Annotated in this window: 22 protein-coding genes; 17 read left to right on the top strand and 5 right to left on the bottom strand. The window is 53.1% G+C overall.

All coding sequences use genetic code 11. The features are described 5' to 3' along the window. The first annotated feature begins 38 nt into the window (after window positions 1-38). Genes ACJHXB_RS00730 through ACJHXB_RS00720 form a run of 3 tightly spaced genes read left to right on the top strand, consistent with a single transcriptional unit; the run spans window position 39 to window position 2,990 of the window. Window positions 39-1,376, top strand: a complete 1,338-nt coding sequence (locus ACJHXB_RS00730; RefSeq protein ID WP_001098096.1) for an MFS transporter — start codon at window positions 39-41, stop codon at window positions 1,374-1,376. Beyond that, window positions 1,354-2,133, top strand: coding sequence for an electron transfer flavoprotein subunit beta/FixA family protein (locus ACJHXB_RS00725; RefSeq protein WP_001469276.1), 780 nt, complete (start codon window positions 1,354-1,356; stop codon window positions 2,131-2,133). Before ACJHXB_RS00730 ends, ACJHXB_RS00725 begins: the two co-directional genes overlap by 23 nt. Further along, complete coding sequence (locus ACJHXB_RS00720) at window positions 2,130-2,990, top strand: electron transfer flavoprotein subunit alpha/FixB family protein (protein WP_001469275.1); 861 nt, start codon at window positions 2,130-2,132, stop codon at window positions 2,988-2,990. The genes ACJHXB_RS00725 and ACJHXB_RS00720 overlap by 4 nt, the downstream gene beginning before the upstream one ends. Before the next feature lie 146 nt (window positions 2,991-3,136). On the opposite strand, the gene ACJHXB_RS00715 is transcribed toward ACJHXB_RS00720, so the two are convergent. The 4 genes from ACJHXB_RS00715 to queD form a co-directional block, all read right to left on the bottom strand. Next, a complete protein-coding gene (locus ACJHXB_RS00715; RefSeq protein ID WP_001130278.1) occupies window positions 3,137-3,712 on the bottom strand; it encodes a glycerol-3-phosphate responsive antiterminator in 576 nt (191 codons plus the stop codon). Window positions 3,713-3,728: 16 nt separating this feature from the next. Beyond that, window positions 3,729-3,989 (bottom strand): ferredoxin family protein, encoded by a 261-nt coding sequence (locus tag ACJHXB_RS00710; protein ID WP_000109536.1) that lies wholly within the window; start codon window positions 3,987-3,989, stop codon window positions 3,729-3,731. Further along, complete coding sequence (locus ACJHXB_RS00705; RefSeq protein WP_001469274.1) at window positions 3,980-5,251, bottom strand: FAD-dependent oxidoreductase; 1,272 nt, start codon at window positions 5,249-5,251, stop codon at window positions 3,980-3,982. The genes ACJHXB_RS00710 and ACJHXB_RS00705 overlap by 10 nt, the downstream gene beginning before the upstream one ends. 77 nt (window positions 5,252-5,328) lie before the next feature. Next, entirely contained in the window at window positions 5,329-5,691 is a 363-nt protein-coding gene (queD, locus tag ACJHXB_RS00700; protein WP_000108294.1) for a 6-carboxytetrahydropterin synthase QueD, read from the bottom strand. Window positions 5,692-6,009: 318 nt separating this feature from the next. On the opposite strand from queD, the gene cysJ reads away from it, so the two are divergent. The 4 genes from cysJ (at window position 6,010) to ACJHXB_RS00680 (ending at window position 10,746) form a co-directional block, all read left to right on the top strand. Then, a complete protein-coding gene (cysJ, locus tag ACJHXB_RS00695; protein WP_000211924.1) occupies window positions 6,010-7,809 on the top strand; it encodes an NADPH-dependent assimilatory sulfite reductase flavoprotein subunit in 1,800 nt (599 codons plus the stop codon). Beyond that, window positions 7,809-9,521 (top strand): assimilatory sulfite reductase (NADPH) hemoprotein subunit, encoded by a 1,713-nt coding sequence (gene cysI, locus ACJHXB_RS00690; protein WP_001290701.1) that lies wholly within the window; start codon window positions 7,809-7,811, stop codon window positions 9,519-9,521. The genes cysJ and cysI overlap by 1 nt, the downstream gene beginning before the upstream one ends. A 73-nt stretch (window positions 9,522-9,594) precedes the next feature. Next, the gene (gene cysH / locus ACJHXB_RS00685; RefSeq protein ID WP_000039841.1) at window positions 9,595-10,329 is read left to right on the top strand and encodes a phosphoadenosine phosphosulfate reductase; all 735 of its coding nucleotides are present in this window, start codon (window positions 9,595-9,597) and stop codon (window positions 10,327-10,329) included. 264 nt (window positions 10,330-10,593) lie between these two features. Continuing rightward, window positions 10,594-10,746, top strand: coding sequence for a Hok/Gef family protein (locus tag ACJHXB_RS00680; protein WP_000956458.1), 153 nt, complete (start codon window positions 10,594-10,596; stop codon window positions 10,744-10,746). A gap of 126 nt (window positions 10,747-10,872) precedes the next feature. Here the strand turns inward: ACJHXB_RS00680 and iap are convergent, their stop codons facing one another. After that, window positions 10,873-11,910: an alkaline phosphatase isozyme conversion aminopeptidase gene (gene iap, locus ACJHXB_RS00675; protein ID WP_000490430.1), complete on the bottom strand. Its 1,038-nt coding sequence runs from the start codon at window positions 11,908-11,910 to the stop codon at window positions 10,873-10,875. Between the two features lie 251 nt (window positions 11,911-12,161). Between iap and cysD the strand changes: the two genes are divergently transcribed. The 10 genes from cysD to pcm all read left to right on the top strand — a co-directional run bounded on the left by cysD (window position 12,162) and on the right by pcm (window position 19,598). Next, entirely contained in the window at window positions 12,162-13,070 is a 909-nt protein-coding gene (gene cysD, locus ACJHXB_RS00670; RefSeq protein ID WP_000372392.1) for a sulfate adenylyltransferase subunit CysD, read from the top strand. Window position 13,071: 1 nt separating this feature from the next. Then, on the top strand, window positions 13,072-14,499 hold the full coding sequence (cysN, locus tag ACJHXB_RS00665; protein ID WP_001090390.1) for a sulfate adenylyltransferase subunit CysN: 1,428 nt from the start codon (window positions 13,072-13,074) through the stop codon (window positions 14,497-14,499). After that, window positions 14,499-15,104: an adenylyl-sulfate kinase gene (gene cysC / locus ACJHXB_RS00660; protein ID WP_001173673.1), complete on the top strand. Its 606-nt coding sequence runs from the start codon at window positions 14,499-14,501 to the stop codon at window positions 15,102-15,104. The genes cysN and cysC overlap by 1 nt, the downstream gene beginning before the upstream one ends. Window positions 15,105-15,153: 49 nt before the next feature. Next, window positions 15,154-15,477 (top strand): DUF3561 family protein, encoded by a 324-nt coding sequence (locus tag ACJHXB_RS00655; protein ID WP_001246103.1) that lies wholly within the window; start codon window positions 15,154-15,156, stop codon window positions 15,475-15,477. Between the two features lie 193 nt (window positions 15,478-15,670). Beyond that, window positions 15,671-15,982, top strand: a complete 312-nt coding sequence (gene ftsB, locus ACJHXB_RS00650; protein ID WP_000517476.1) for a cell division protein FtsB — start codon at window positions 15,671-15,673, stop codon at window positions 15,980-15,982. Window positions 15,983-16,000: 18 nt separating this feature from the next. Beyond that, window positions 16,001-16,711: a 2-C-methyl-D-erythritol 4-phosphate cytidylyltransferase gene (gene ispD, locus ACJHXB_RS00645; RefSeq protein ID WP_000246138.1), complete on the top strand. Its 711-nt coding sequence runs from the start codon at window positions 16,001-16,003 to the stop codon at window positions 16,709-16,711. After that, window positions 16,711-17,190 carry a 2-C-methyl-D-erythritol 2,4-cyclodiphosphate synthase gene (ispF, locus tag ACJHXB_RS00640; RefSeq protein ID WP_001219242.1) on the top strand — a complete coding sequence of 160 codons (480 nt, stop codon included), beginning with the start codon at window positions 16,711-16,713 and terminating at the stop codon, window positions 17,188-17,190. The genes ispD and ispF overlap by 1 nt, the downstream gene beginning before the upstream one ends. After that, window positions 17,187-18,236 (top strand): tRNA pseudouridine(13) synthase TruD, encoded by a 1,050-nt coding sequence (gene truD, locus ACJHXB_RS00635; RefSeq protein ID WP_000568922.1) that lies wholly within the window; start codon window positions 17,187-17,189, stop codon window positions 18,234-18,236. Before ispF ends, truD begins: the two co-directional genes overlap by 4 nt. After that, the gene (gene surE / locus ACJHXB_RS00630) at window positions 18,217-18,978 is read left to right on the top strand and encodes a 5'/3'-nucleotidase SurE (RefSeq protein WP_001295182.1); all 762 of its coding nucleotides are present in this window, start codon (window positions 18,217-18,219) and stop codon (window positions 18,976-18,978) included. Before truD ends, surE begins: the two co-directional genes overlap by 20 nt. Next, window positions 18,972-19,598 (top strand): protein-L-isoaspartate O-methyltransferase, encoded by a 627-nt coding sequence (gene pcm, locus ACJHXB_RS00625; protein WP_000254708.1) that lies wholly within the window; start codon window positions 18,972-18,974, stop codon window positions 19,596-19,598. Before surE ends, pcm begins: the two co-directional genes overlap by 7 nt. The last annotated feature ends 20 nt before the right edge of the window (window positions 19,599-19,618 follow it).

Genomic DNA, 19,618 nt, shown 5'->3' with positions numbered 1-19,618 from the left:
AGAAGCCGTTCTTATTACCGGACAATGAAGGGGTAAAGATGAACACTTCACCGGTGCGAATGGATGATTTACCGCTTAACCGTTTTCACTGTCGAATTGCTGCGCTCACTTTCGGCGCGCACCTGACCGACGGTTATGTTCTCGGCGTCATTGGTTACGCCATTATTCAGCTTACACCCGCCATGCAACTGACGCCGTTTATGGCGGGAATGATTGGCGGCTCGGCGCTACTTGGCCTGTTTATCGGTAGCCTGGTTTTGGGGTGGATCTCCGACCATATTGGTCGGCAAAAAATCTTCACCTTCAGCTTTTTGCTGATTACGCTCGCTTCGTTCTTACAATTTTTTGCCACCACGCCAGAGCATCTTATTGGACTGCGCATTTTGATCGGCATTGGTCTGGGAGGCGATTACTCAGTAGGCCACACCTTGCTGGCTGAATTTTCTCCGCGCCGCCATCGCGGTATTTTGCTGGGCGCATTCAGCGTGGTGTGGACCGTAGGCTATGTGCTGGCAAGTATTGCCGGACATCACTTTATTAGCGAAAGCCCGGAGGCCTGGCGCTGGCTGCTGGCATCGGCAGCTCTGCCCGCATTGTTGATTACGTTATTACGCTGGGGAACGCCAGAATCGCCACGCTGGCTACTGCGGCAGGGGCGTTTTGCAGAAGCTCACGCTATCGTGCATCGCTATTTTGGTCCCCATGTTTTACTGGGCGATGAAGTGGCAACGGCGACCCATAAACACATCAAAACCTTGTTCTCTTCGCGCTACTGGCGGCGCACGGCGTTTAACAGCGTCTTCTTTGTCTGCCTCGTAATCCCATGGTTTGTGATTTATACCTGGCTGCCAACTATCGCCCAGACTATTGGTCTGGAAGATGCGTTGACCGCTAGCCTGATGCTTAATGCGTTGTTAATTGTGGGTGCGCTGCTGGGATTAGTTCTGACGCACCTGCTGGCACATCGCAAATTTTTGCTGGGAAGTTTTTTGCTGCTGGCGGCAACGCTGGTAGTGATGGCTTGTTTGCCTTCCGGCAGTTCATTAACGCTGCTGCTTTTTGTTCTCTTCAGCACCACCATTTCGGCAGTCAGTAATCTGGTGGGCATTTTGCCTGCGGAAAGTTTTCCTACTGACATTCGCTCGCTGGGCGTCGGTTTTGCCACCGCCATGAGTCGGTTGGGGGCGGCGGTAAGTACTGGCCTGCTGCCGTGGGTGCTGGCGCAGTGGGGAATGCAAGTCACCTTAATGCTCCTGGCGGCAGTGTTGTTGGTTGGTTTTGTTGTGACCTGGCTATGGGCACCAGAAACCAAAGCACTCCCGCTGGTGGCGGCGGGAAATGTAGGAGGTGCGAATGAACATTCTGTTAGCGTTTAAAGCCGAACCGGATGCCGGAATGCTGGCGGAAAAAGAGTGGCAGGCGGCGGCTCAGGGTAATAGCGGACCGGATGTTTCGCTTCTGCGAAGTTTACTCGGTGCTGATGAACAGGCTGCCGCCGCGCTGCTGTTGGCGCAGAGAAAAAACGGTACGTCGATGTCCTTAACCGCGTTGAGCATGGGGGATGAACGGGCGTTGCACTGGCTGCGCTATCTCATGGCGCTTGGGTTTGAGGAAGCTGTATTGCTGGAGACGGCGGCAGATCTGCGCTTTGCGCCGGAATTTGTCGCTCGCCATATTGCCGAATGGCAGCGTCAGAATCCGCTGGATCTGATAATTACCGGCTGCCAAAGCAGCGAAGGGCAGAATGGGCAAACGCCATTTTTGCTGGCGGAAATGCTGGGCTGGCCCTGCTTCACCCAGGTGGAGCGTTTTACTCTCGACGCGCCGTTTATCACCCTCGAACAGCGTACTGAAAACGGGCTGCGCTGTTGCCGGGTTCGCTTGCCTGCGGTGATTGCCGTGCGTCAGTGCGGTGAAGTGGCCTTGCCAGTACCGGGAATGCGCCAGCGTATGGCGGCGGGGAAAGCAGAAATTATCCGTAAAACTGTTGCTGCCGAATCGCCAGCGATGCAGTGTCTGCAACTGGCAAGAGCAGAGCAACAACGCGGAGCGACGCTGATTGATGGGCAAACGGTAGCAGAAAAAGCGCAAAAGCTATGGCAGGACTATTTACGCCAAAGGATGCAGCCATGAATATCGCAATTGTGACAATAAATCAGGAGAATGCCGCAATAGCGAGCTGGCTGGCAGAACAGGATTTCAGCGGTTGTACCCTGGCACACTGGCATATTGAACCTCAGCCCGTAGTGGCGGAACAGGTGCTGGATGCGCTGGTGGAACAGTGGCAGCGAACGCCAGCGGACGTTGTTCTCTTTCCGCCGGGAACGTTTGGCGATGAACTGTCGACCCGGCTGGCCTGGCGTTTACATGGTGCAAGCATCTGCCAGGTGACTTCGTTAGATATTCCAACCGTAAGCGTGCGCAAATCCCACTGGGGAAATGCGCTAACGGCGACGCTGCAAACAGAAAAACGCCCGCTATGCCTTTCGCTGGCACGTCAGGCGGGAGCAGATAAAAACGCCACGTTGCCCTCTGGTATGCAGCAACTGAACATTGTCCCAGGTGCGCTTCCCGACTGGCTGGTTAGCATAGAAAACCTGAAAAATGTTACCCGCGACCCATTAGCTGAAGCCAGACGGGTGCTGGTGGTGGGGCAGGGCGGAGAGGCAGATAACCAGGAAATCGCTATGCTGGCAGAAAAGCTGGGAGCCGAAGTGGGCTACAGTCGGGCGCGAGTGATGAACGGTGGCGTTGATGCTGAAAAAGTGATTGGTATTTCCGGACATCTGCTGGCACCTGAGGTGTGTATTGTTGTTGGCGCTTCCGGCGCAGCAGCGTTAATGGCGGGCGTACGCAATAGCAAGTTTGTGGTGGCGATTAATCATGACGCCAGCGCAGCGGTATTTTCACAGGCAGATGTTGGCGTGGTTGATGACTGGAAAGTGGTGCTGGAGGCACTGGTGACAAACATTCACGCAGATTGCCAATAACGTGTTGCCGGATGATCCTGCCTACGGTTCTGGGCTGGGGACTTGTAGGCCTGATAAGACGCGTCAAGCGTCGCATCAGGCGCTGAATGTCGGATGTGGCGTGCAGCCTACAAATCACACAAATTCAATTCGTTACGATTATCCCGTCAAAGCAATTTTTTCGCTAGCGTCCAGACCCCGGTATTCGTGGTGGAAAGCGCCACGACACCTGCGTTAATCGCATTACGCGCATCTTCTTCATCGCACACCAGCCCGCCAGCAATCAGCGGTTGGCGGATTTTCTCCGTCACCCAGCCCAGCACTTTGGGCATACAGCCTGGCAGGATCTCAATACAATCCGGATTCGATTGCGCAACTTGCTTATCAATGTTGTGAAACGAAATTGAATCAACAATAAACAGGCGATGAATACAGAAAAAACCTTCCGCTCTTGCTGCTTTCAGCATTGAGGCTTTGGTACTGATAATTCCGTCCGCCTCTGTCACCAGTTTCAAAAACTGAATCACCACTTCTTTATTTGACGCGCCTTCCAGCAAATCAACATGAATAAAAGCATATTTTCCGGCATTTTTAATCTTTTTAACGATTTGACTAATGGTGCAGATATTGCCGTACAACACGGAAATAAACTGGCATTCAGAGTCGATTGCCAGTTGCAGGCTGGCATTATCTTTAACGGCAGCAATCACCGGATTCTGGCGGAGCAGGTGTAAGAGGGGCATAAATTATCCTTATTATTTATCCAAAACGGTAGGTGATGCCGAATCCGGAAGGCGGATAGCGCCACTGTTGTAGTGTTGATTCGTCGCACAGCAAACGGCAGGTGCCACACTCCAGGCAGCCGCGATAATCAACGCGTAAATCACCTTCCGGTGTGAGCGAAAAAAGACCAGCCGGACAAGCGTTAATCAACCGTTGTACCGTCTGGCGCTCAACGGAGTCAGCCGGAACAATGTGCGGCGCATCGGCAACGCGCCAGAGATTACGGGCTACAGACATCGCAGACTCCTGATAACATCGCCCGCCAGATGCCACAGGCCGTGACGACGTAAATGACGCCAGAATAACTGGCGCAGCGGCGGAACAGGTTTATCACCCTGATCCCATAAATCACGGGAAATATCCTGCATTAACGCAGGCCACGCCCGATACCAGCCAGGTCGTTGCAAAAGCGCCGGAACATGCTGATAACGTTGTAGAACATCCCATAGCAGGCTGCGCTCGACGTTGTGATGATAAAGCGGAAACAGATTTTGCGGCTCGCGGTGCAGGCAGGCGCTTATCAGCGTTTGTGCCGCCGCCTGTGCGCCAGCCAGCGCCATATCCATACCGCGCACGGAAATTCCGGTATTGACGCAACTGCGCAACGCATCGCCCACCAGCAGCCAGCCGTTACCGGCGTATTGCACTGGCATACTGTGCAAGCCACCTTCTGGCACCAGATGCGCACCATACTCCAGTGATTCCGTGTTTTTGATAAGCGGGTGCACTGCCGGATGCGTTTTAAAGCGAGCCAGCAGCTCGCTTGCTGGAACACGACTTTGCGTAAGTGAAGAGAGCGGGCAAACAATCCCTAACGAGAGCGTTTGTTGATTAGTATAAAGAAATGCGCCGCCGGGTAAGTCATCACAGATTCCGCCGCTGAACAGCAACGCTGCGCCTTCGTTATTCTCCAGATGAAAACGTTCTTCAATAGCGGATGTTTCCAGCGCCAGCACTTCTTTGATCCCCAACGCCATCGCTTCGCCAGCAGGACGAGTCACTAACCCGTGACGCTCAGCCAGGACGCTGTTGGCACCTTCTGCCAGCACCACATAACGGGCGCGGAGAATATCGTCACCACAAATGACACCACACACCCTGCCGTTTTCTTCATACAGCGCATCCACCGTCGCACCAGGGATGCATTCGACACCTTCTTTTTCGGCTTCGGCAACCAGCCACGGATCGAACCGTGCACGTAATACGCTCCAGGATTCTCCGCCGGGCTGTAAGCTGGAAAACGTCGTTGCGCCATCCGGCGTTAACAGGGAAAGGCTTTCGTGAGTGATGCGTCGTTCAAGAGGCGCGGTCAGATGAAATTGCGGGAGGAGTTCCGCGAGCGCATGGGTGTATAAACGCCCGCCAGAAAGATTTTTGCTGCCAGGGGTTTCAGCACGTTCCAGTAACAGAACGGATAAACCTGCCCGCGCGCAGCGTAACGCACAAGCGGTGCCCGCAATGCCGGCACCGATAATAATAATGTCGCAGTCGTCTTCCATGTCGTGCCCCATATATCCAGAGCGCAACACCCTAACATAGCGTTACTTAAGGGAAATTTACCGCCGACACACTCTTATCATTCGCCGCGATAGATGCAACCTGCGGTGCAGGTTTCTTTCACCATAACCGCACTTAACAGCGGAACAACCGGTTTAACCTGATCCCAAATCCATTTTGCTAAAACTTCGCTGGTTGGGTTTTCCAGACCTGGAATATCATTGAGATAATGGTGATCGAGGCGCTCATAAGTTGGCTTAAACGCCGCTTTCAGTTCAGCGAAATCGATAATCCAGCCCGTATGCGGATCGACTTCCCCGGTAATTTCCAGTCGCACCATAAAGGAATGCCCGTGCAGGCGACCACATTTATGCCCTTCCGGGACGTGTGGTAAGCGGTGAGCGGCTTCGAAGGTGAAATCTTTAAATAACGTGGTGGACATCATAATTTCTCTACAGGACGATAAAACCGCCGTAGAGTACCGGAAAGGCTGTTTTTTCGCATTATCTAAAACGACTTTGTTGCGCAAAATCGCTAATTTATCTTAATGATTGGCTAATTTCATTTGTTTTTCATTGGGTTGGTTAATCTGTTTTGTTGTTAAAGACTATTGCTAAAACAGGTTAGTCGATTTGGTTATTAGTTATCGCTATCCCGTCTTTAATCCACACCGTTCACCCCGTTAACCTTACCTTCTCTTCTGTTTTATGGGCGCTGACAGGGCGCAGAAACAGCTTTGCTTACTGGAACATAACGACGCATGACGACACAGGTCCCACCTTCCGCGTTGCTTCCGTTGAACCCGGAGCAACTGGCACGCCTTCAGGCGGCCACGACCGATTTAACTCCCACCCAGCTTGCCTGGGTTTCTGGCTATTTCTGGGGCGTACTCAACCAGCAGCCTGCAGCGCTTGCAGCGACGCCTGCGCCCGCCGCAGAAATGCCGGGTATAACTATTATCTCCGCTTCGCAAACCGGCAATGCGCGCCGGGTTGCTGAAGCATTACGCGATGATTTATTAGCGGCAAAACTGAACGTTAAGCTGGTGAACGCGGGCGACTATAAATTCAAACAAATCGCCAGCGAAAAACTGCTCATCGTGGTGACGTCAACGCAAGGGGAAGGGGAACCGCCGGAAGAAGCCGTCGCGCTGCATAAGTTCCTGTTCTCCAAAAAAGCGCCAAAGCTGGAAAACACTGCATTTGCCGTGTTTAGCCTCGGCGATAGCTCTTATGAATTTTTCTGCCAGTCCGGGAAAGATTTTGACAGCAAGCTGGCGGAACTGGGCGGTGAACGCCTGCTCGACCGTGTCGATGCCGACGTTGAATACCAGGCTGCTGCCAGCGAGTGGCGCGCCCGCGTGGTTGATGTTCTGAAGTCCCGTGCGCCTGTCGCGGCACCTTCGCAATCCGTCGCTACTGGCGCGGTAAATGAAATCCACACCAGCCCGTACAGCAAAGACGCGCCGCTGGTGGCGAGCCTTTCGGTTAACCAGAAAATTACCGGGCGTAACTCTGAAAAAGACGTTCGCCATATCGAAATTGACTTAGGTGACTCTGGCCTGCGTTATCAGCCGGGTGACGCGCTGGGCATCTGGTATCAGAACGATCCGGCACTGGTGAAAGAACTTGTCGAACTGCTGTGGCTGAAAGGCGATGAACCTGTCACCGTTGAGGGCAAAACGCTGACCCTGAGCGAAGCGCTCCAGTGGCACTTTGAACTCACCGTCAACACCGCGAATATTGTTGAGAACTACGCCACGCTTACCCGCAGCGAAACGCTGCTGCCGCTGGTGGGCGATAAAGCGAAGTTACAGCATTACGCCGCGACCACGCCGATTGTTGACATGGTGCGTTTCTCTCCGGCGCAACTGGATGCCGAAGCGCTGATTAACCTGCTGCGCCCGCTGACCCCGCGCCTGTATTCCATCGCCTCCTCGCAGGCGGAAGTCGAGAACGAAGTACATGTCACCGTTGGTGTGGTGCGTTACGACGTGGAAGGCCGAGCCCGTGCCGGTGGTGCCTCCAGCTTCCTCGCGGATCGCGTGGAAGAAGAGGGCGAAGTCCGCGTCTTTATCGAACATAACGATAACTTCCGCCTGCCAGCCAACCCGGAAACCCCGGTGATTATGATTGGCCCAGGCACCGGCATCGCGCCGTTCCGCGCCTTTATGCAGCAACGCGCCGCTGACGAAGCGCCAGGTAAAAACTGGCTGTTCTTTGGCAACCCGCACTTTACGGAAGATTTCCTCTACCAGGTGGAGTGGCAGCGCTACGTGAAAGAAGGCGTATTGAGCCGCATCGATCTTGCCTGGTCGCGCGACCAAAAAGAAAAAGTTTATGTACAAGACAAACTGCGCGAACAGGGCGCGGAGCTGTGGCGCTGGATCAATGACGGTGCCCACATTTATGTCTGCGGCGACGCTAATCGCATGGCGAAAGACGTTGAGCAGGCACTTCTGGAAGTGATTGCCGAATTTGGTGGCATGGACACCGAAGCGGCGGATGAATTTTTAAGTGAGCTGCGCGTAGAGCGCCGTTATCAGCGAGATGTCTACTAATGAGCGAAAAACATCCAGGGCCTTTAGTGGTCGAAGGAAAACTGACAGACGCCGAGCGCATGAAGCTTGAAAGCAACTACCTGCGCGGCACCATTGCGGAAGATTTAAACGACGGTCTGACCGGCGGCTTTAAGGGCGATAACTTCCTGCTGATCCGCTTCCACGGCATGTATCAGCAGGATGACCGCGACATCCGCGCCGAACGTGCTGAACAGAAGCTGGAGCCACGTCATGCAATGCTGTTGCGCTGTCGTCTGCCGGGTGGGGTGATTACCACCAAACAGTGGCAGGCGATCGATAAATTTGCCGGTGAAAACACCATCTATGGCAGCATTCGCCTGACCAACCGCCAGACGTTCCAGTTCCACGGCATTCTGAAAAAGAACGTCAAACCGGTGCACCAGATGCTGCACTCGGTCGGTCTTGATGCGCTGGCGACCGCCAACGATATGAACCGTAACGTGCTGTGCACTTCGAACCCTTACGAGTCGCAGTTGCACGCGGAAGCATATGAATGGGCGAAGAAAATCTCTGAACATCTGCTGCCACGTACCCGCGCGTATGCGGAGATCTGGCTCGATCAGGAAAAAGTCGCCACTACTGATGAAGAGCCGATCCTTGGTCAGACCTACCTGCCGCGTAAGTTCAAAACCACGGTAGTGATCCCGCCGCAGAACGATATCGATCTGCACGCCAACGACATGAACTTCGTGGCGATCGCCGAAAACGGCAAGCTGGTGGGCTTTAACCTGCTGGTGGGCGGTGGGCTTTCCATCGAGCACGGCAACAAGAAAACCTATGCCCGCACGGCGAGTGAGTTTGGTTATCTGCCGCTGGAGCATACGCTGGCGGTGGCAGAAGCCGTCGTGACGACTCAGCGCGACTGGGGTAACCGAACCGATCGTAAAAATGCCAAAACCAAATACACGCTGGAGCGCGTAGGGGTTGAGACGTTTAAAGCGGAAGTTGAACGTCGCGCGGGGATCAAATTTGAACCGATCCGCCCGTATGAGTTCACCGGACGCGGCGATCGTATTGGCTGGGTTAAGGGCATTGATGATAACTGGCATCTGACGCTGTTTATCGAAAATGGTCGTATCCTTGATTATCCTGGGCGTCCGCTGAAAACCGGCCTGCTGGAGATCGCGAAGATCCACAAAGGTGATTTCCGCATTACGGCGAACCAGAATCTGATCATCGCCGGAGTGCCGGAAAGCGAGAAAGCGAAGATCGATAAGATCGCCAAAGAAAGCGGGTTAATGAATGCCGTCACGCCGCAACGTGAAAACTCAATGGCCTGCGTGTCATTCCCGACTTGCCCGCTGGCGATGGCGGAAGCGGAGCGTTTCCTGCCGTCTTTTATCGACAACATCGATAATTTAATGGCGAAACATGGTGTCAGCGATGAGCATATCGTGATGCGTGTAACAGGCTGCCCGAACGGTTGTGGTCGCGCGATGCTGGCGGAAGTGGGTCTGGTGGGGAAAGCGCCGGGTCGCTACAACCTGCATCTTGGCGGCAACCGCATTGGGACACGTATCCCACGGATGTATAAAGAAAACATCACCGAGCCGGAAATCCTGGCGTCGCTTGATGAACTGATAGGGCGCTGGGCGAAAGAGCGCGAAGCGGGTGAAGGCTTCGGCGACTTTACGGTGCGTGCGGGCATCATTCGCCCGGTGCTCGATCCGGCGCGCGATTTGTGGGATTAACCATCAGCCCGGTCTTGTAGGCCTGATAAGACGCGTGAGCGTCGCATCAGGCAAGGCAAACAGTGAGGAATCTATGTCCAAACTCGATCTAAACGCCCTGAACGAACTGCCGAAGGTAGATCGCATTCTGGCGCTGGCAGAAACTAACGCCGAACTGGAAAAACTGGATGCTGAAGGCCGCGTTGCCTGGGCGCTGGATAATCTGCCCGGTGAATATGTACTTTCTTCCAGTTTCGGCATTCAGGCGGCGGTGAGCCTGCATCTGGTGAATCAGATTCACCCGGATATCCCGGTGATCCTGACCGATACGGGTTATCTGTTCCCGGAAACCTACCGCTTTATTGACGAGTTAACGGACAAACTCAAGCTCAACCTGAAAGTGTACCGCGCTACCGAAAGCGCCGCCTGGCAGGAAGCGCGCTACGGCAAACTGTGGGAGCAGGGCGTTGAAGGCATTGAAAAGTACAATGACATCAACAAAGTCGAACCGATGAACCGGGCGCTGAAAGAACTTAACGCGCAAACCTGGTTTGCTGGCCTGCGCCGTGAACAATCCGGCAGCCGCGCCAATTTACCGGTGCTGGCAATTCAGCGTGGCGTATTTAAAGTGCTGCCGATTATCGACTGGGATAACCGAACTATTTATCAGTACCTGCAAAAACATGGCCTGAAATATCACCCATTATGGGACGAAGGATATTTATCGGTGGGCGATACCCATACAACCCGTAAATGGGAACCCGGCATGGCGGAAGAAGAAACGCGTTTCTTTGGCTTAAAAAGGGAATGTGGGTTACACGAAGGGTAAATATTGCCGGATAAATTAAACGCCTCTGTCAGAAATGATGGGGGCGTTTTTATTTTGCGAGCAGCATTCCGGCATTTAAAGGTGAACATCGCAGGGAGAATTAACAGGTATAGAATGGAGTTGGGTGCTTGAGGCTGTCTGGCGTTAAGCATTCGCGAGGTTCCAGATGGACAAAAGCCCCAGGCGATATTTCTATCAACCTGAGGCCAGCGTTCGAACCTAAGCAATTCGAATGTTAGTCTCTTCTTTGCAGGGAGGCAAGACATGCTGACAAAATATGCCCTTGTGGCAATCATCGTACTGTGTTGTACAGTACTGGGATTCACGCTGATGGTAGGCGACTCGTTGTGTGAGTTGAGTATCAGAGAACGTGGTATGGAGTTTAAGGCAGTTCTCGCTTACGAATCGAAGAAGTAGCCACCACGCGGGGGTAAAACCCCGCGTATTGAATTGTTAAAGTTTGGCCTCCTGCACCCCTTTTTTATACTCTGTTTCTGGTGGCATTGATTTCCTGCAGGCAAGGGAGTAATCATTTCAAACCCATCAAGACGCCTTCGCCAGCTCCTTCACCAGCGGTAGCATTATCCGCATAACATCACGGCAGCGACGTTCTATTCTTCCTGGAAGTGCCTTATCAATATGTTGTTGATTATCCAGTCTTACGTCATGCCAGCTATTTCCCGCAGGGAATGCTGCTGTTTTTGCGCGTTGCTGATAACCATCCTTATTCCCAAGATTCCAATTTGTTGCTTCTACCGAAAGTACGGCAATACCGGCTTTGTCGAAAACTTCGGCGTCATTACAACAGCCAGTACCCTTCGGATAATTTTTATTCAAACCCGGATTGGTCGTTGCGGCAATTCCATGACTACGCGCAATTGCCAGTGCCCTGTCGCGCGTTAATTTCCTTACTGCTTCAGGGGTTTTTACACCACTGTTGAAATACAATTTATCGCCAACAATTAAGTTATCGAGATTAATCACCAGCAGCGTATTTTTCTTTTCGGTGTCACTCATCCGCTTGAGTAAATTCTCAGCACCTAATTTCCCTTCCTCTTCACCACTGGTCGCCACAAATCGAATACCATACTCGGTAGGCGTATTTTTCAGGCGTTCTGCCAGTTCCAGCATGACACCTAAACCTGCGGCATTATCATCCATTCCTTGTAACGTCAGCCCGCCGAGATTGGCATCGGCGTCAGCATCGCTCAGCGGGGCGTAAGTATCCAGATGCGCCATAATGATGATCTGCTGCGGCGCTTTGCCTTCATGAGCGGCAATCACCGTACTTCCCGTCACGTTATGCCAGCTCTTGCGATTATCGCGGGCGGTATAAATATACCGACTATTAAATGTCCGAATATCACTGCGATAACCCATTTGCTGAAACTGTTGGCGAATATAATCGGCAGATAACATTTCTGCAGGAGTTCCGGTCATGCGTCCCGGAAAGAAAGTAGCAATATGTCGTGCCTGGGTATTAGCAAAATCGCCAGGTTTAGGTGACGAGGCGTGTACGGGGAGAATAAAGCATACGCCGAGCGCCAGGGCAGCGGTACGGTGGCGCAATGCGGAAAACATAGTGAGTCCTTAAATACCATGCAAATTTTTTTACCGCCATAGTATGAAACTGCCGCTGCGCTAAAACAATTTCAAATCTTCCTAAACGCCCGAAATCCGGTGCCTTAAGCACTTTTTGATATTAGCTTTGCCAAAGCGTTATTCCGTTAAGGAACTACTCATTCTAATTGGTAATTTCATTCGTTCTCTTACGCTCCCTATAGTCGAAACATCTGATGGCAAGAAAATAGCGGTATTGCAAAGGAACGGTTATGGATCAAAAACGACTTACTCACCTGCGGCAACTGGAGGCGGAAAGCATCCACATTATTCGCGAGGTGGCGGCAGAATTCTCAAATCCGGTGATGCTCTACTCTATCGGTAAAGATTCCAGCGTCATGTTGCATCTGGCGCGCAAGGCGTTTTATCCAGGTACGCTGCCTTTCCCGTTGCTGCATGTCGATACCGGCTGGAAATTCCGCGAGATGTATGAGTTCCGCGATCGTACGGCGAAAGCCTACGGCTGCGAGCTGCTGGTGCATAAAAACCCGGAAGGCGTGGCGATGGGGATTAATCCATTCGTGCACGGCAGCGCGAAACATACCGATATTATGAAAACTGAAGGCCTGAAACAGGCGCTGAACAAATACGGTTTTGATGCCGCCTTCGGTGGTGCGCGCCGTGACGAAGAGAAATCCCGCGCTAAAGAGCGAATTTACTCTTTCCGTGACCGCTTCCATCGCTGGGATCCGAAAAATCAGCGCCCGGAGCTGTGGCACAACTACAACGGGCAAATTAACAAAGGCGAAAGCATCCGCGTCTTCCCGCTCTCTAACTGGACCGAGCAGGATATCTGGCAATACATCTGGCTGGAAAATATCGACATTGTGCCGCTGTATCTCGCTGCGGAACGTCCGGTTCTGGAACGCGACGGTATGTTGATGATGATTGATGACAACCGTATCGACCTGCAACCGGGCGAAGTGATTAAAAAACGGATGGTGCGTTTCCGTACGCTGGGCTGCTGGCCGCTGACCGGCGCGGTGGAGTCAAATGCACAAACACTGCCGGAGATCATCGAAGAGATGCTGGTTTCCACCACCAGTGAACGTCAGGGCCGCGTGATTGACCGCGACCAGGCGGGGTCTATGGAGCTGAAAAAACGTCAGGGGTATTTTTAAGATGAACACCGCACTAGCACAACAAATCGCCAATGAAGGCGGCGTCGAAGCCTGGATGATTGCGCAACAACATAAAAGCCTGCTGCGTTTTCTGACCTGTGGTAGCGTCGATGACGGCAAAAGTACCCTGATTGGTCGCCTGCTGCACGATACCCGCCAAATCTACGAAGATCAGCTCTCATCGCTGCATAACGACAGTAAACGTCACGGCACCCAGGGCGAAAAACTGGATCTGGCACTGCTGGTGGACGGCCTGCAAGCTGAGCGCGAACAGGGCATCACCATTGACGTGGCTTACCGTTATTTCTCTACCGAGAAGCGCAAATTTATTATCGCCGACACCCCTGGGCACGAGCAGTACACCCGCAATATGGCGACCGGCGCATCGACATGCGAACTGGCGATCTTACTGATCGACGCCCGTAAAGGCGTGCTCGATCAAACCCGTCGTCACAGTTTTATCTCCACACTGTTGGGGATCAAACATCTGGTCGTGGCGATCAACAAAATGGATCTGGTGGGTTACAGTGAAGAGACGTTCACCCGTATTCGCGAAGATTATCTGACGTTTGCCGGGCAGCTGCCGGGTAATCTGGATATCCGCTTTGTGCCGCTCTCTGCACTGGAAGGCGACAACGTGGCTTCGCAAAGTGAAAGTATGCCGTGGTACAGCGGTCCGACACTGCTCGAAGTGCTGGAAACCGTGGAGATCCAGCGAGTGGTGGATGCCCAGCCAATGCGCTTCCCGGTGCAGTACGTTAATCGCCCGAATCTCGATTTTCGTGGCTACGCCGGAACGCTGGCATCCGGTCGAGTGGAAGTCGGGCAACGTGTCAAAGTGCTGCCCTCTGGTGTGGAATCAAACGTCGCGCGGATCGTGACTTTTGATGGCGATCGCGAAGAAGCCTTTGCCGAAGAAGCGATCACCCTGGTGCTAACGGATGAGATCGACATCAGCCGTGGCGATCTGCTGCTGGCGGCAGACGAAGCGTTACCGGCTGTGCAGAGCGCGTCGGTGGATGTGGTATGGATGGCGGAACAGCCGCTTTCCCCAGGCCAGAGTTACGACATCAAAATTGCCGGTAAGAAGACGCGTGCTCGTGTTGATGGCATTCGTTATCAGGTTGATATTAATAACCTTACCCAACGCGAAGTTGAAAACCTGCCGCTGAACGGCATCGGCCTGGTGGATCTCACTTTTGACGAGCCACTGGTGTTAGATCGTTATCAGCAAAACCCGGTTACCGGTGGGCTGATTTTTATCGATCGCCTGAGCAATGTGACCGTGGGTGCCGGTATGGTGCACGAGCCAGTTAGCCAGGCAACTGCTGCGCCATCTGAATTCAGTGCATTCGAACTGGAATTGAATGCCCTGGTTCGTCGCCACTTTCCGCACTGGGGCGCGCGCGATTTGCTGGGGGATAAATAATGGCGCTGCATGACGAAAACGTCGTCTGGCATAGCCATCCGGTCACTGTGCAACAACGCGAGCTACACCACGGTCATCGTGGTGTAGTGCTGTGGTTTACCGGCCTCTCCGGGTCCGGTAAATCAACGGTCGCCGGGGCGCTGGAGGAGGCGTTACATAAACTCGGCGTCAGTACGTATCTGCTGGATGGCGACAATGTTCGCCACGGATTATGCAGCGATCTCGGTTTTAGCGATGCCGATCGTAAAGAGAATATCCGTCGCGTCGGTGAAGTGGCGAATTTGATGGTTGAAGCCGGACTGGTGGTGCTGACCGCATTCATCTCGCCACACCGCGCCGAACGCCAGATGGTTCGCGAACGCGTAGGAGAAGGGCGCTTTATCGAAGTGTTTGTCGATACACCGCTGGCGATTTGCGAAGCCCGCGATCCAAAAGGCTTATATAAGAAAGCGCGTGCCGGTGAACTGCGTAACTTTACGGGAATAGATTCTGTTTACGAAGCGCCTGAATCGGCAGAAATTCATCTCAATGGTGAACAATTAGTAACAAATTTGGTACAGCAATTATTAGATCTGTTGAGACAGAACGATATTATCAGATCCTGAGACACCACCGGGTTTCCATGCCCGGTTCGTCAAAGTAACAGGATCAAATATGCGTAATAGCCATAACATTACACTAACAAATAACGACAGCCTTACTGAGGATGAAGAAACCACATGGTCACTGCCTGGTGCCGTGGTCGGTTTTATCTCCTGGTTATTTGCGCTGGCGATGCCGATGTTGATTTATGGCTCTAACACGCTGTTCTTCTTTATCTACACCTGGCCTTTCTTTCTGGCGCTGATGCCCGTCGCGGTAGTGGTGGGGATTGCGCTGCATTCATTGATGGACGGAAAGCTACGCTACAGTATTGTTTTCACCCTGATGACAGTAGGCATTATGTTTGGCGCACTGTTTATGTGGCTACTGGGCTAATTTGTACTTTCTTGTCTCCTCTGTTCATAATTCAAACCGTAACTAATAATGAGATTATGTTCTGCACGCCCTGGGTATACGTAACAATGGACAAATGTGGTACATTTGCCCGCGTTGTCGCGGTATCCCCAACAGAGGATGTAGAGTCGTCTTCGGATGCATGGGATGATGATGCCGTTTTTCAGGGGGCAGGATGGGTAAACTAACGCTGCTGTTGCTGGCTATTCTGGTCTGGCTACAGTATTCGCTGTGGTTCGGTAAGAACGGTATACATGACTATACCCGCGTCAATGATGATGTGGCGGCACAGCAAGCTACAAACGCGAAACTTAAAGCGCGAAACGATCAACTTTTTGCCGAAATTGACGATCTCAATGGCGGCCAGGAGGCGCTCGAAGAGCGTGCGCGTAATGAACTCAGCATGACCAGGCCGGGCGAAACTTTTTATCGTCTGGTGCCTGACGCGTCGAAGCGCGCACAGTCTGCGGGGCAAAACAATCGATAAATCAGCCCGGGAATTAACATGGCAACCACTCATTTGGATGTTTGCGCCGTGGTTCCGGCGGCCGGATTTGGCCGTCGAATGCAAACGGAATGTCCTAAGCAATATCTCTCAATCGGTAATCAAACCATTCTTGAACACTCGGTGCATGCGCTGCTGGCGCATCCCCGGGTGAAACGTGTCGTCATTGCCATAAGTCCTGGCGATAGCCGTTTTGCACAACTTCCTCTGGCGAATCATCCGCAAATCACCGTTGTAGATGGCGGTGATGAGCGTGCCGATTCGGTGCTGGCAGGTCTGAAAGCCGCTGGCGACGCGCAGTGGGTATTGGTGCATGACGCCGCTCGTCCTTGTCTGCATCAGGATGACCTCGCGCGATTGTTGGCGTTGAGCGAAACCAGCCGCACGGGGGGGATCCTCGCCGCACCAGTGCGCGATACGATGAAACGTGCCGAACCGGGCAAAAATGCCATTGCTCATACCGTTGATCGCAACGGCTTATGGCACGCGCTGACGCCGCAATTTTTCCCTCGCGAGCTGTTACATGACTGCCTGACGCGCGCTCTAAATGAAGGCGCTACCATTACCGACGAAGCCTCGGCGCTGGAATATTGCGGATTCCATCCGCAGTTGGTCGAAGGCCGCGCGGATAACATTAAAGTCACGCGACCGGAAGATTTGGCACTGGCCGAGTTTTACCTCACCCGAACCATCCATCAGGAGAATACATAATGCGAATTGGACACGGTTTTGACGTACACGCCTTTGGCGGTGAAGGCCCAATTATCATTGGTGGCGTACGCATTCCTTACGAAAAAGGATTGCTGGCGCATTCTGATGGCGACGTGGCGCTCCATGCGTTGACCGATGCATTGCTTGGCGCGGCGGCGCTGGGGGATATCGGCAAACTGTTCCCGGATACCGATCCGGCATTTAAAGGTGCCGATAGCCGCGAGCTGCTACGCGAAGCCTGGCGTCGTATTCAGGCGAAGGGTTATACCCTTGGCAACGTCGATGTCACTATCATCGCTCAGGCACCGAAGATGTTGCCGCACATTCCACAAATGCGCGTGTTTATTGCCGAAGATCTCGGCTGCCATATGGATGATGTTAACGTGAAAGCCACTACTACGGAAAAACTTGGATTTACCGGACGTGGGGAAGGGATTGCCTGTGAAGCGGTGGCGCTACTCATTAAGGCAACAAAATGATTGAGTTTGATAATCTCACTTACCTCCACGGTAAACCGCAAGGCACCGGGCTGCTGAAAGCCAATCCGGAAGACTTTGTGGTGGTGGAAGATTTGGGCTTTGAGCCTGATGGTGAAGGTGAGCATATTCTGGTTAGAATCCTCAAAAACGGCTGCAATACCCGTTTTGTGGCGGATGCACTGGCAAAATTCCTTAAAATTCATGCCCGTGAAGTCAGCTTCGCTGGGCAAAAAGACAAACATGCTGTTACGGAACAGTGGTTATGCGCTCGCGTGCCGGGCAAGGAAATGCCCGATCTGAGCGCCTTTCAACTGGAAGGCTGCCAGGTGCTGGAGTATGCGCGGCACAAGCGCAAGCTGCGTTTAGGCGCGCTGAAAGGTAACGCCTTTACCCTGGTTCTGCGCGAAGTGAGCAATCGCGATGACGTTGAACAACGTCTGATCGATATTTGCGTAAAAGGCGTGCCTAACTATTTTGGTGCCCAACGTTTTGGGATTGGCGGTAGCAACTTGCAGGGCGCGCTGCGCTGGGCGCAAACCAATACTCCGGTGCGCGATCGCAATAAACGGAGTTTTTGGTTGTCGGCCGCCCGCAGTGCGTTGTTTAATCAGATTGTTGCTGAGCGCCTCAAAAAAGCAGACGTTAATCAAGTTGTTGACGGCGATGCGCTACAATTAGCCGGACGTGGTAGCTGGTTTGTTGCAACCACCGAAGAACTGGCGGAATTACAGCGTCGCGTCAACGATAAAGAGCTGATGATAACCGCCGCATTGCCGGGCAGTGGTGAATGGGGAACTCAGCGTGAAGCGCTGGCATTCGAACAAGCAGCTATCGCCGAAGAAACTGAATTACAAGCCTTACTGGTGCGCGAAAAAGTTGAAGCAGCGCGCAGAGCGATGCTGCTGTATCCGCAACAATTAAGCTGGAACTGGTGGGATGACGTCACCGTAGAAATCCGTTTCTGGCTTCCGGCGGGTAGTTTTGCAACCAGCGTTGTCAGGGAACTTATCAACACAACAGGTGATTATGCGCATATTGCTGAGTAATGATGACGGGGTACATGCACCCGGTATACAAACGCTGGCGAAAGCCTTGCGTGAGTTTGCTGACGTTCAGGTGGTCGCCCCAGATCGTAACCGCAGCGGCGCTTCAAATTCTCTGACACTGGAATCCTCCCTGCGCACGTTTACCTTTGAAAATGGTGATATTGCTGTGCAAATGGGAACCCCGACCGATTGCGTCTATCTTGGCGTGAATGCTCTGATGCGTCCGCGCCCGGACATTGTTGTGTCCGGAATTAACGCCGGGCCGAATCTGGGGGATGATGTTATTTATTCCGGTACGGTAGCCGCCGCGATGGAAGGCCGTCATTTAGGTTTTCCGGCGCTTGCCGTCTCGCTTGACGGGCATAAACATTACGACACTGCCGCGGCGGTAACCTGTTCAATTTTGCGCGCACTGTGTAAAGAGCCGCTGCGCACCGGACGTATTCTTAATATTAACGTTCCGGATTTACCCTTGGATCAAATCAAAGGTATTCGCGTGACGCGCTGCGGTACACGACATCCGGCAGATCAGGTGATCCCGCAGCAAGATCCGCGCGGCAATACGCTGTACTGGATTGGCCCGCCGGGCGGTAAATGTGATGCCGGTCCGGGGACCGATTTTGCTGCGGTAGATGAGGGCTATGTCTCCATCACGCCGCTGCATGTGGATTTAACTGCGCATAGCGCGCAAGATGTGGTTTCAGACTGGTTAAACAGCGTGGGAGTTGGCACGCAATGGTAAGCAGACGCGTACAAGCACTTCTGGATCAATTACGTGCGCAAGGTATTCAGGATGAGCAGGTGCTGAATGCACTTGCCGCCGTGCCGCGTGAAAAATTCGTTGATGAAGCGTTTGAACAAAAAGCCTGGGACAATATCGCCTTGCCGATAGGTCAGGGGCAGACAATTTCGCAGCCGTATATGGTGGCGCGAATGACCGAATTACTCGAGCTGACGCCGCAGTCGCGGGTGCTGGAAATTGGCACCGGTTCGGGATATCAAACGGCAATCCTGGCGCATCTTGTCCAGCATGTTTGCTCGGTCGAACGGATTAAAGGCTTGCAGTGGCAGGCGCGTCGCCGCCTGAAAAATCTTGATTTACATAATGTTTCAACCCGTCATGGCGATGGATGGCAAGGTTGGCAGGCACGTGCGCCGTTTGACGCTATCATTGTTACGGCGGCACCGCCGGAAATTCCAACTGCGCTAATGACGCAGCTGGACGAAGGCGGGATTCTCGTCTTACCCGTAGGGGAGGAGCACCAGTATTTGAAACGGGTGCGTCGTCGGGGAGGCGAATTTATTATCGATACCGTGGAGGCCGTGCGCTTTGTCCCTTTAGTGAAGGGTGAGCTGGCTTAAAACGTGAGGAAATACCTGGA

Source organism: Escherichia sp. WS3227_2 (assembly GCF_046486495.1).
Classification (GTDB): Bacteria; Pseudomonadota; Gammaproteobacteria; order Enterobacterales; family Enterobacteriaceae; genus Escherichia; species Escherichia coli.
The sequence above is the reverse complement of the archived record's forward strand: the minus strand, read 5'-3'. Positions and strand labels throughout refer to the sequence as shown.

Coding starts and splice junctions, on each gene's coding strand:
- ACJHXB_RS00730 (WP_001098096.1), top strand. CDS start 39: ATGAACACTTCACCGGTGCGAATGGATGATTTACCGCTTAACCGTTTT.
- ACJHXB_RS00725 (WP_001469276.1), top strand. CDS start 1,354: ATGAACATTCTGTTAGCGTTTAAAGCCGAACCGGATGCCGGAATGCTG.
- ACJHXB_RS00720 (WP_001469275.1), top strand. CDS start 2,130: ATGAATATCGCAATTGTGACAATAAATCAGGAGAATGCCGCAATAGCG.
- ACJHXB_RS00715 (WP_001130278.1), bottom strand. CDS start 3,712: ATGCCCCTCTTACACCTGCTCCGCCAGAATCCGGTGATTGCTGCCGTT.
- ACJHXB_RS00710 (WP_000109536.1), bottom strand. CDS start 3,989: ATGTCTGTAGCCCGTAATCTCTGGCGCGTTGCCGATGCGCCGCACATT.
- ACJHXB_RS00705 (WP_001469274.1), bottom strand. CDS start 5,251: ATGGAAGACGACTGCGACATTATTATTATCGGTGCCGGCATTGCGGGC.
- queD (WP_000108294.1), bottom strand. CDS start 5,691: ATGTCCACCACGTTATTTAAAGATTTCACCTTCGAAGCCGCTCACCGC.
- cysJ (WP_000211924.1), top strand. CDS start 6,010: ATGACGACACAGGTCCCACCTTCCGCGTTGCTTCCGTTGAACCCGGAG.
- cysI (WP_001290701.1), top strand. CDS start 7,809: ATGAGCGAAAAACATCCAGGGCCTTTAGTGGTCGAAGGAAAACTGACA.
- cysH (WP_000039841.1), top strand. CDS start 9,595: ATGTCCAAACTCGATCTAAACGCCCTGAACGAACTGCCGAAGGTAGAT.
- ACJHXB_RS00680 (WP_000956458.1), top strand. CDS start 10,594: ATGCTGACAAAATATGCCCTTGTGGCAATCATCGTACTGTGTTGTACA.
- iap (WP_000490430.1), bottom strand. CDS start 11,910: ATGTTTTCCGCATTGCGCCACCGTACCGCTGCCCTGGCGCTCGGCGTA.
- cysD (WP_000372392.1), top strand. CDS start 12,162: ATGGATCAAAAACGACTTACTCACCTGCGGCAACTGGAGGCGGAAAGC.
- cysN (WP_001090390.1), top strand. CDS start 13,072: ATGAACACCGCACTAGCACAACAAATCGCCAATGAAGGCGGCGTCGAA.
- cysC (WP_001173673.1), top strand. CDS start 14,499: ATGGCGCTGCATGACGAAAACGTCGTCTGGCATAGCCATCCGGTCACT.
- ACJHXB_RS00655 (WP_001246103.1), top strand. CDS start 15,154: ATGCGTAATAGCCATAACATTACACTAACAAATAACGACAGCCTTACT.
- ftsB (WP_000517476.1), top strand. CDS start 15,671: ATGGGTAAACTAACGCTGCTGTTGCTGGCTATTCTGGTCTGGCTACAG.
- ispD (WP_000246138.1), top strand. CDS start 16,001: ATGGCAACCACTCATTTGGATGTTTGCGCCGTGGTTCCGGCGGCCGGA.
- ispF (WP_001219242.1), top strand. CDS start 16,711: ATGCGAATTGGACACGGTTTTGACGTACACGCCTTTGGCGGTGAAGGC.
- truD (WP_000568922.1), top strand. CDS start 17,187: ATGATTGAGTTTGATAATCTCACTTACCTCCACGGTAAACCGCAAGGC.
- surE (WP_001295182.1), top strand. CDS start 18,217: ATGCGCATATTGCTGAGTAATGATGACGGGGTACATGCACCCGGTATA.
- pcm (WP_000254708.1), top strand. CDS start 18,972: ATGGTAAGCAGACGCGTACAAGCACTTCTGGATCAATTACGTGCGCAA.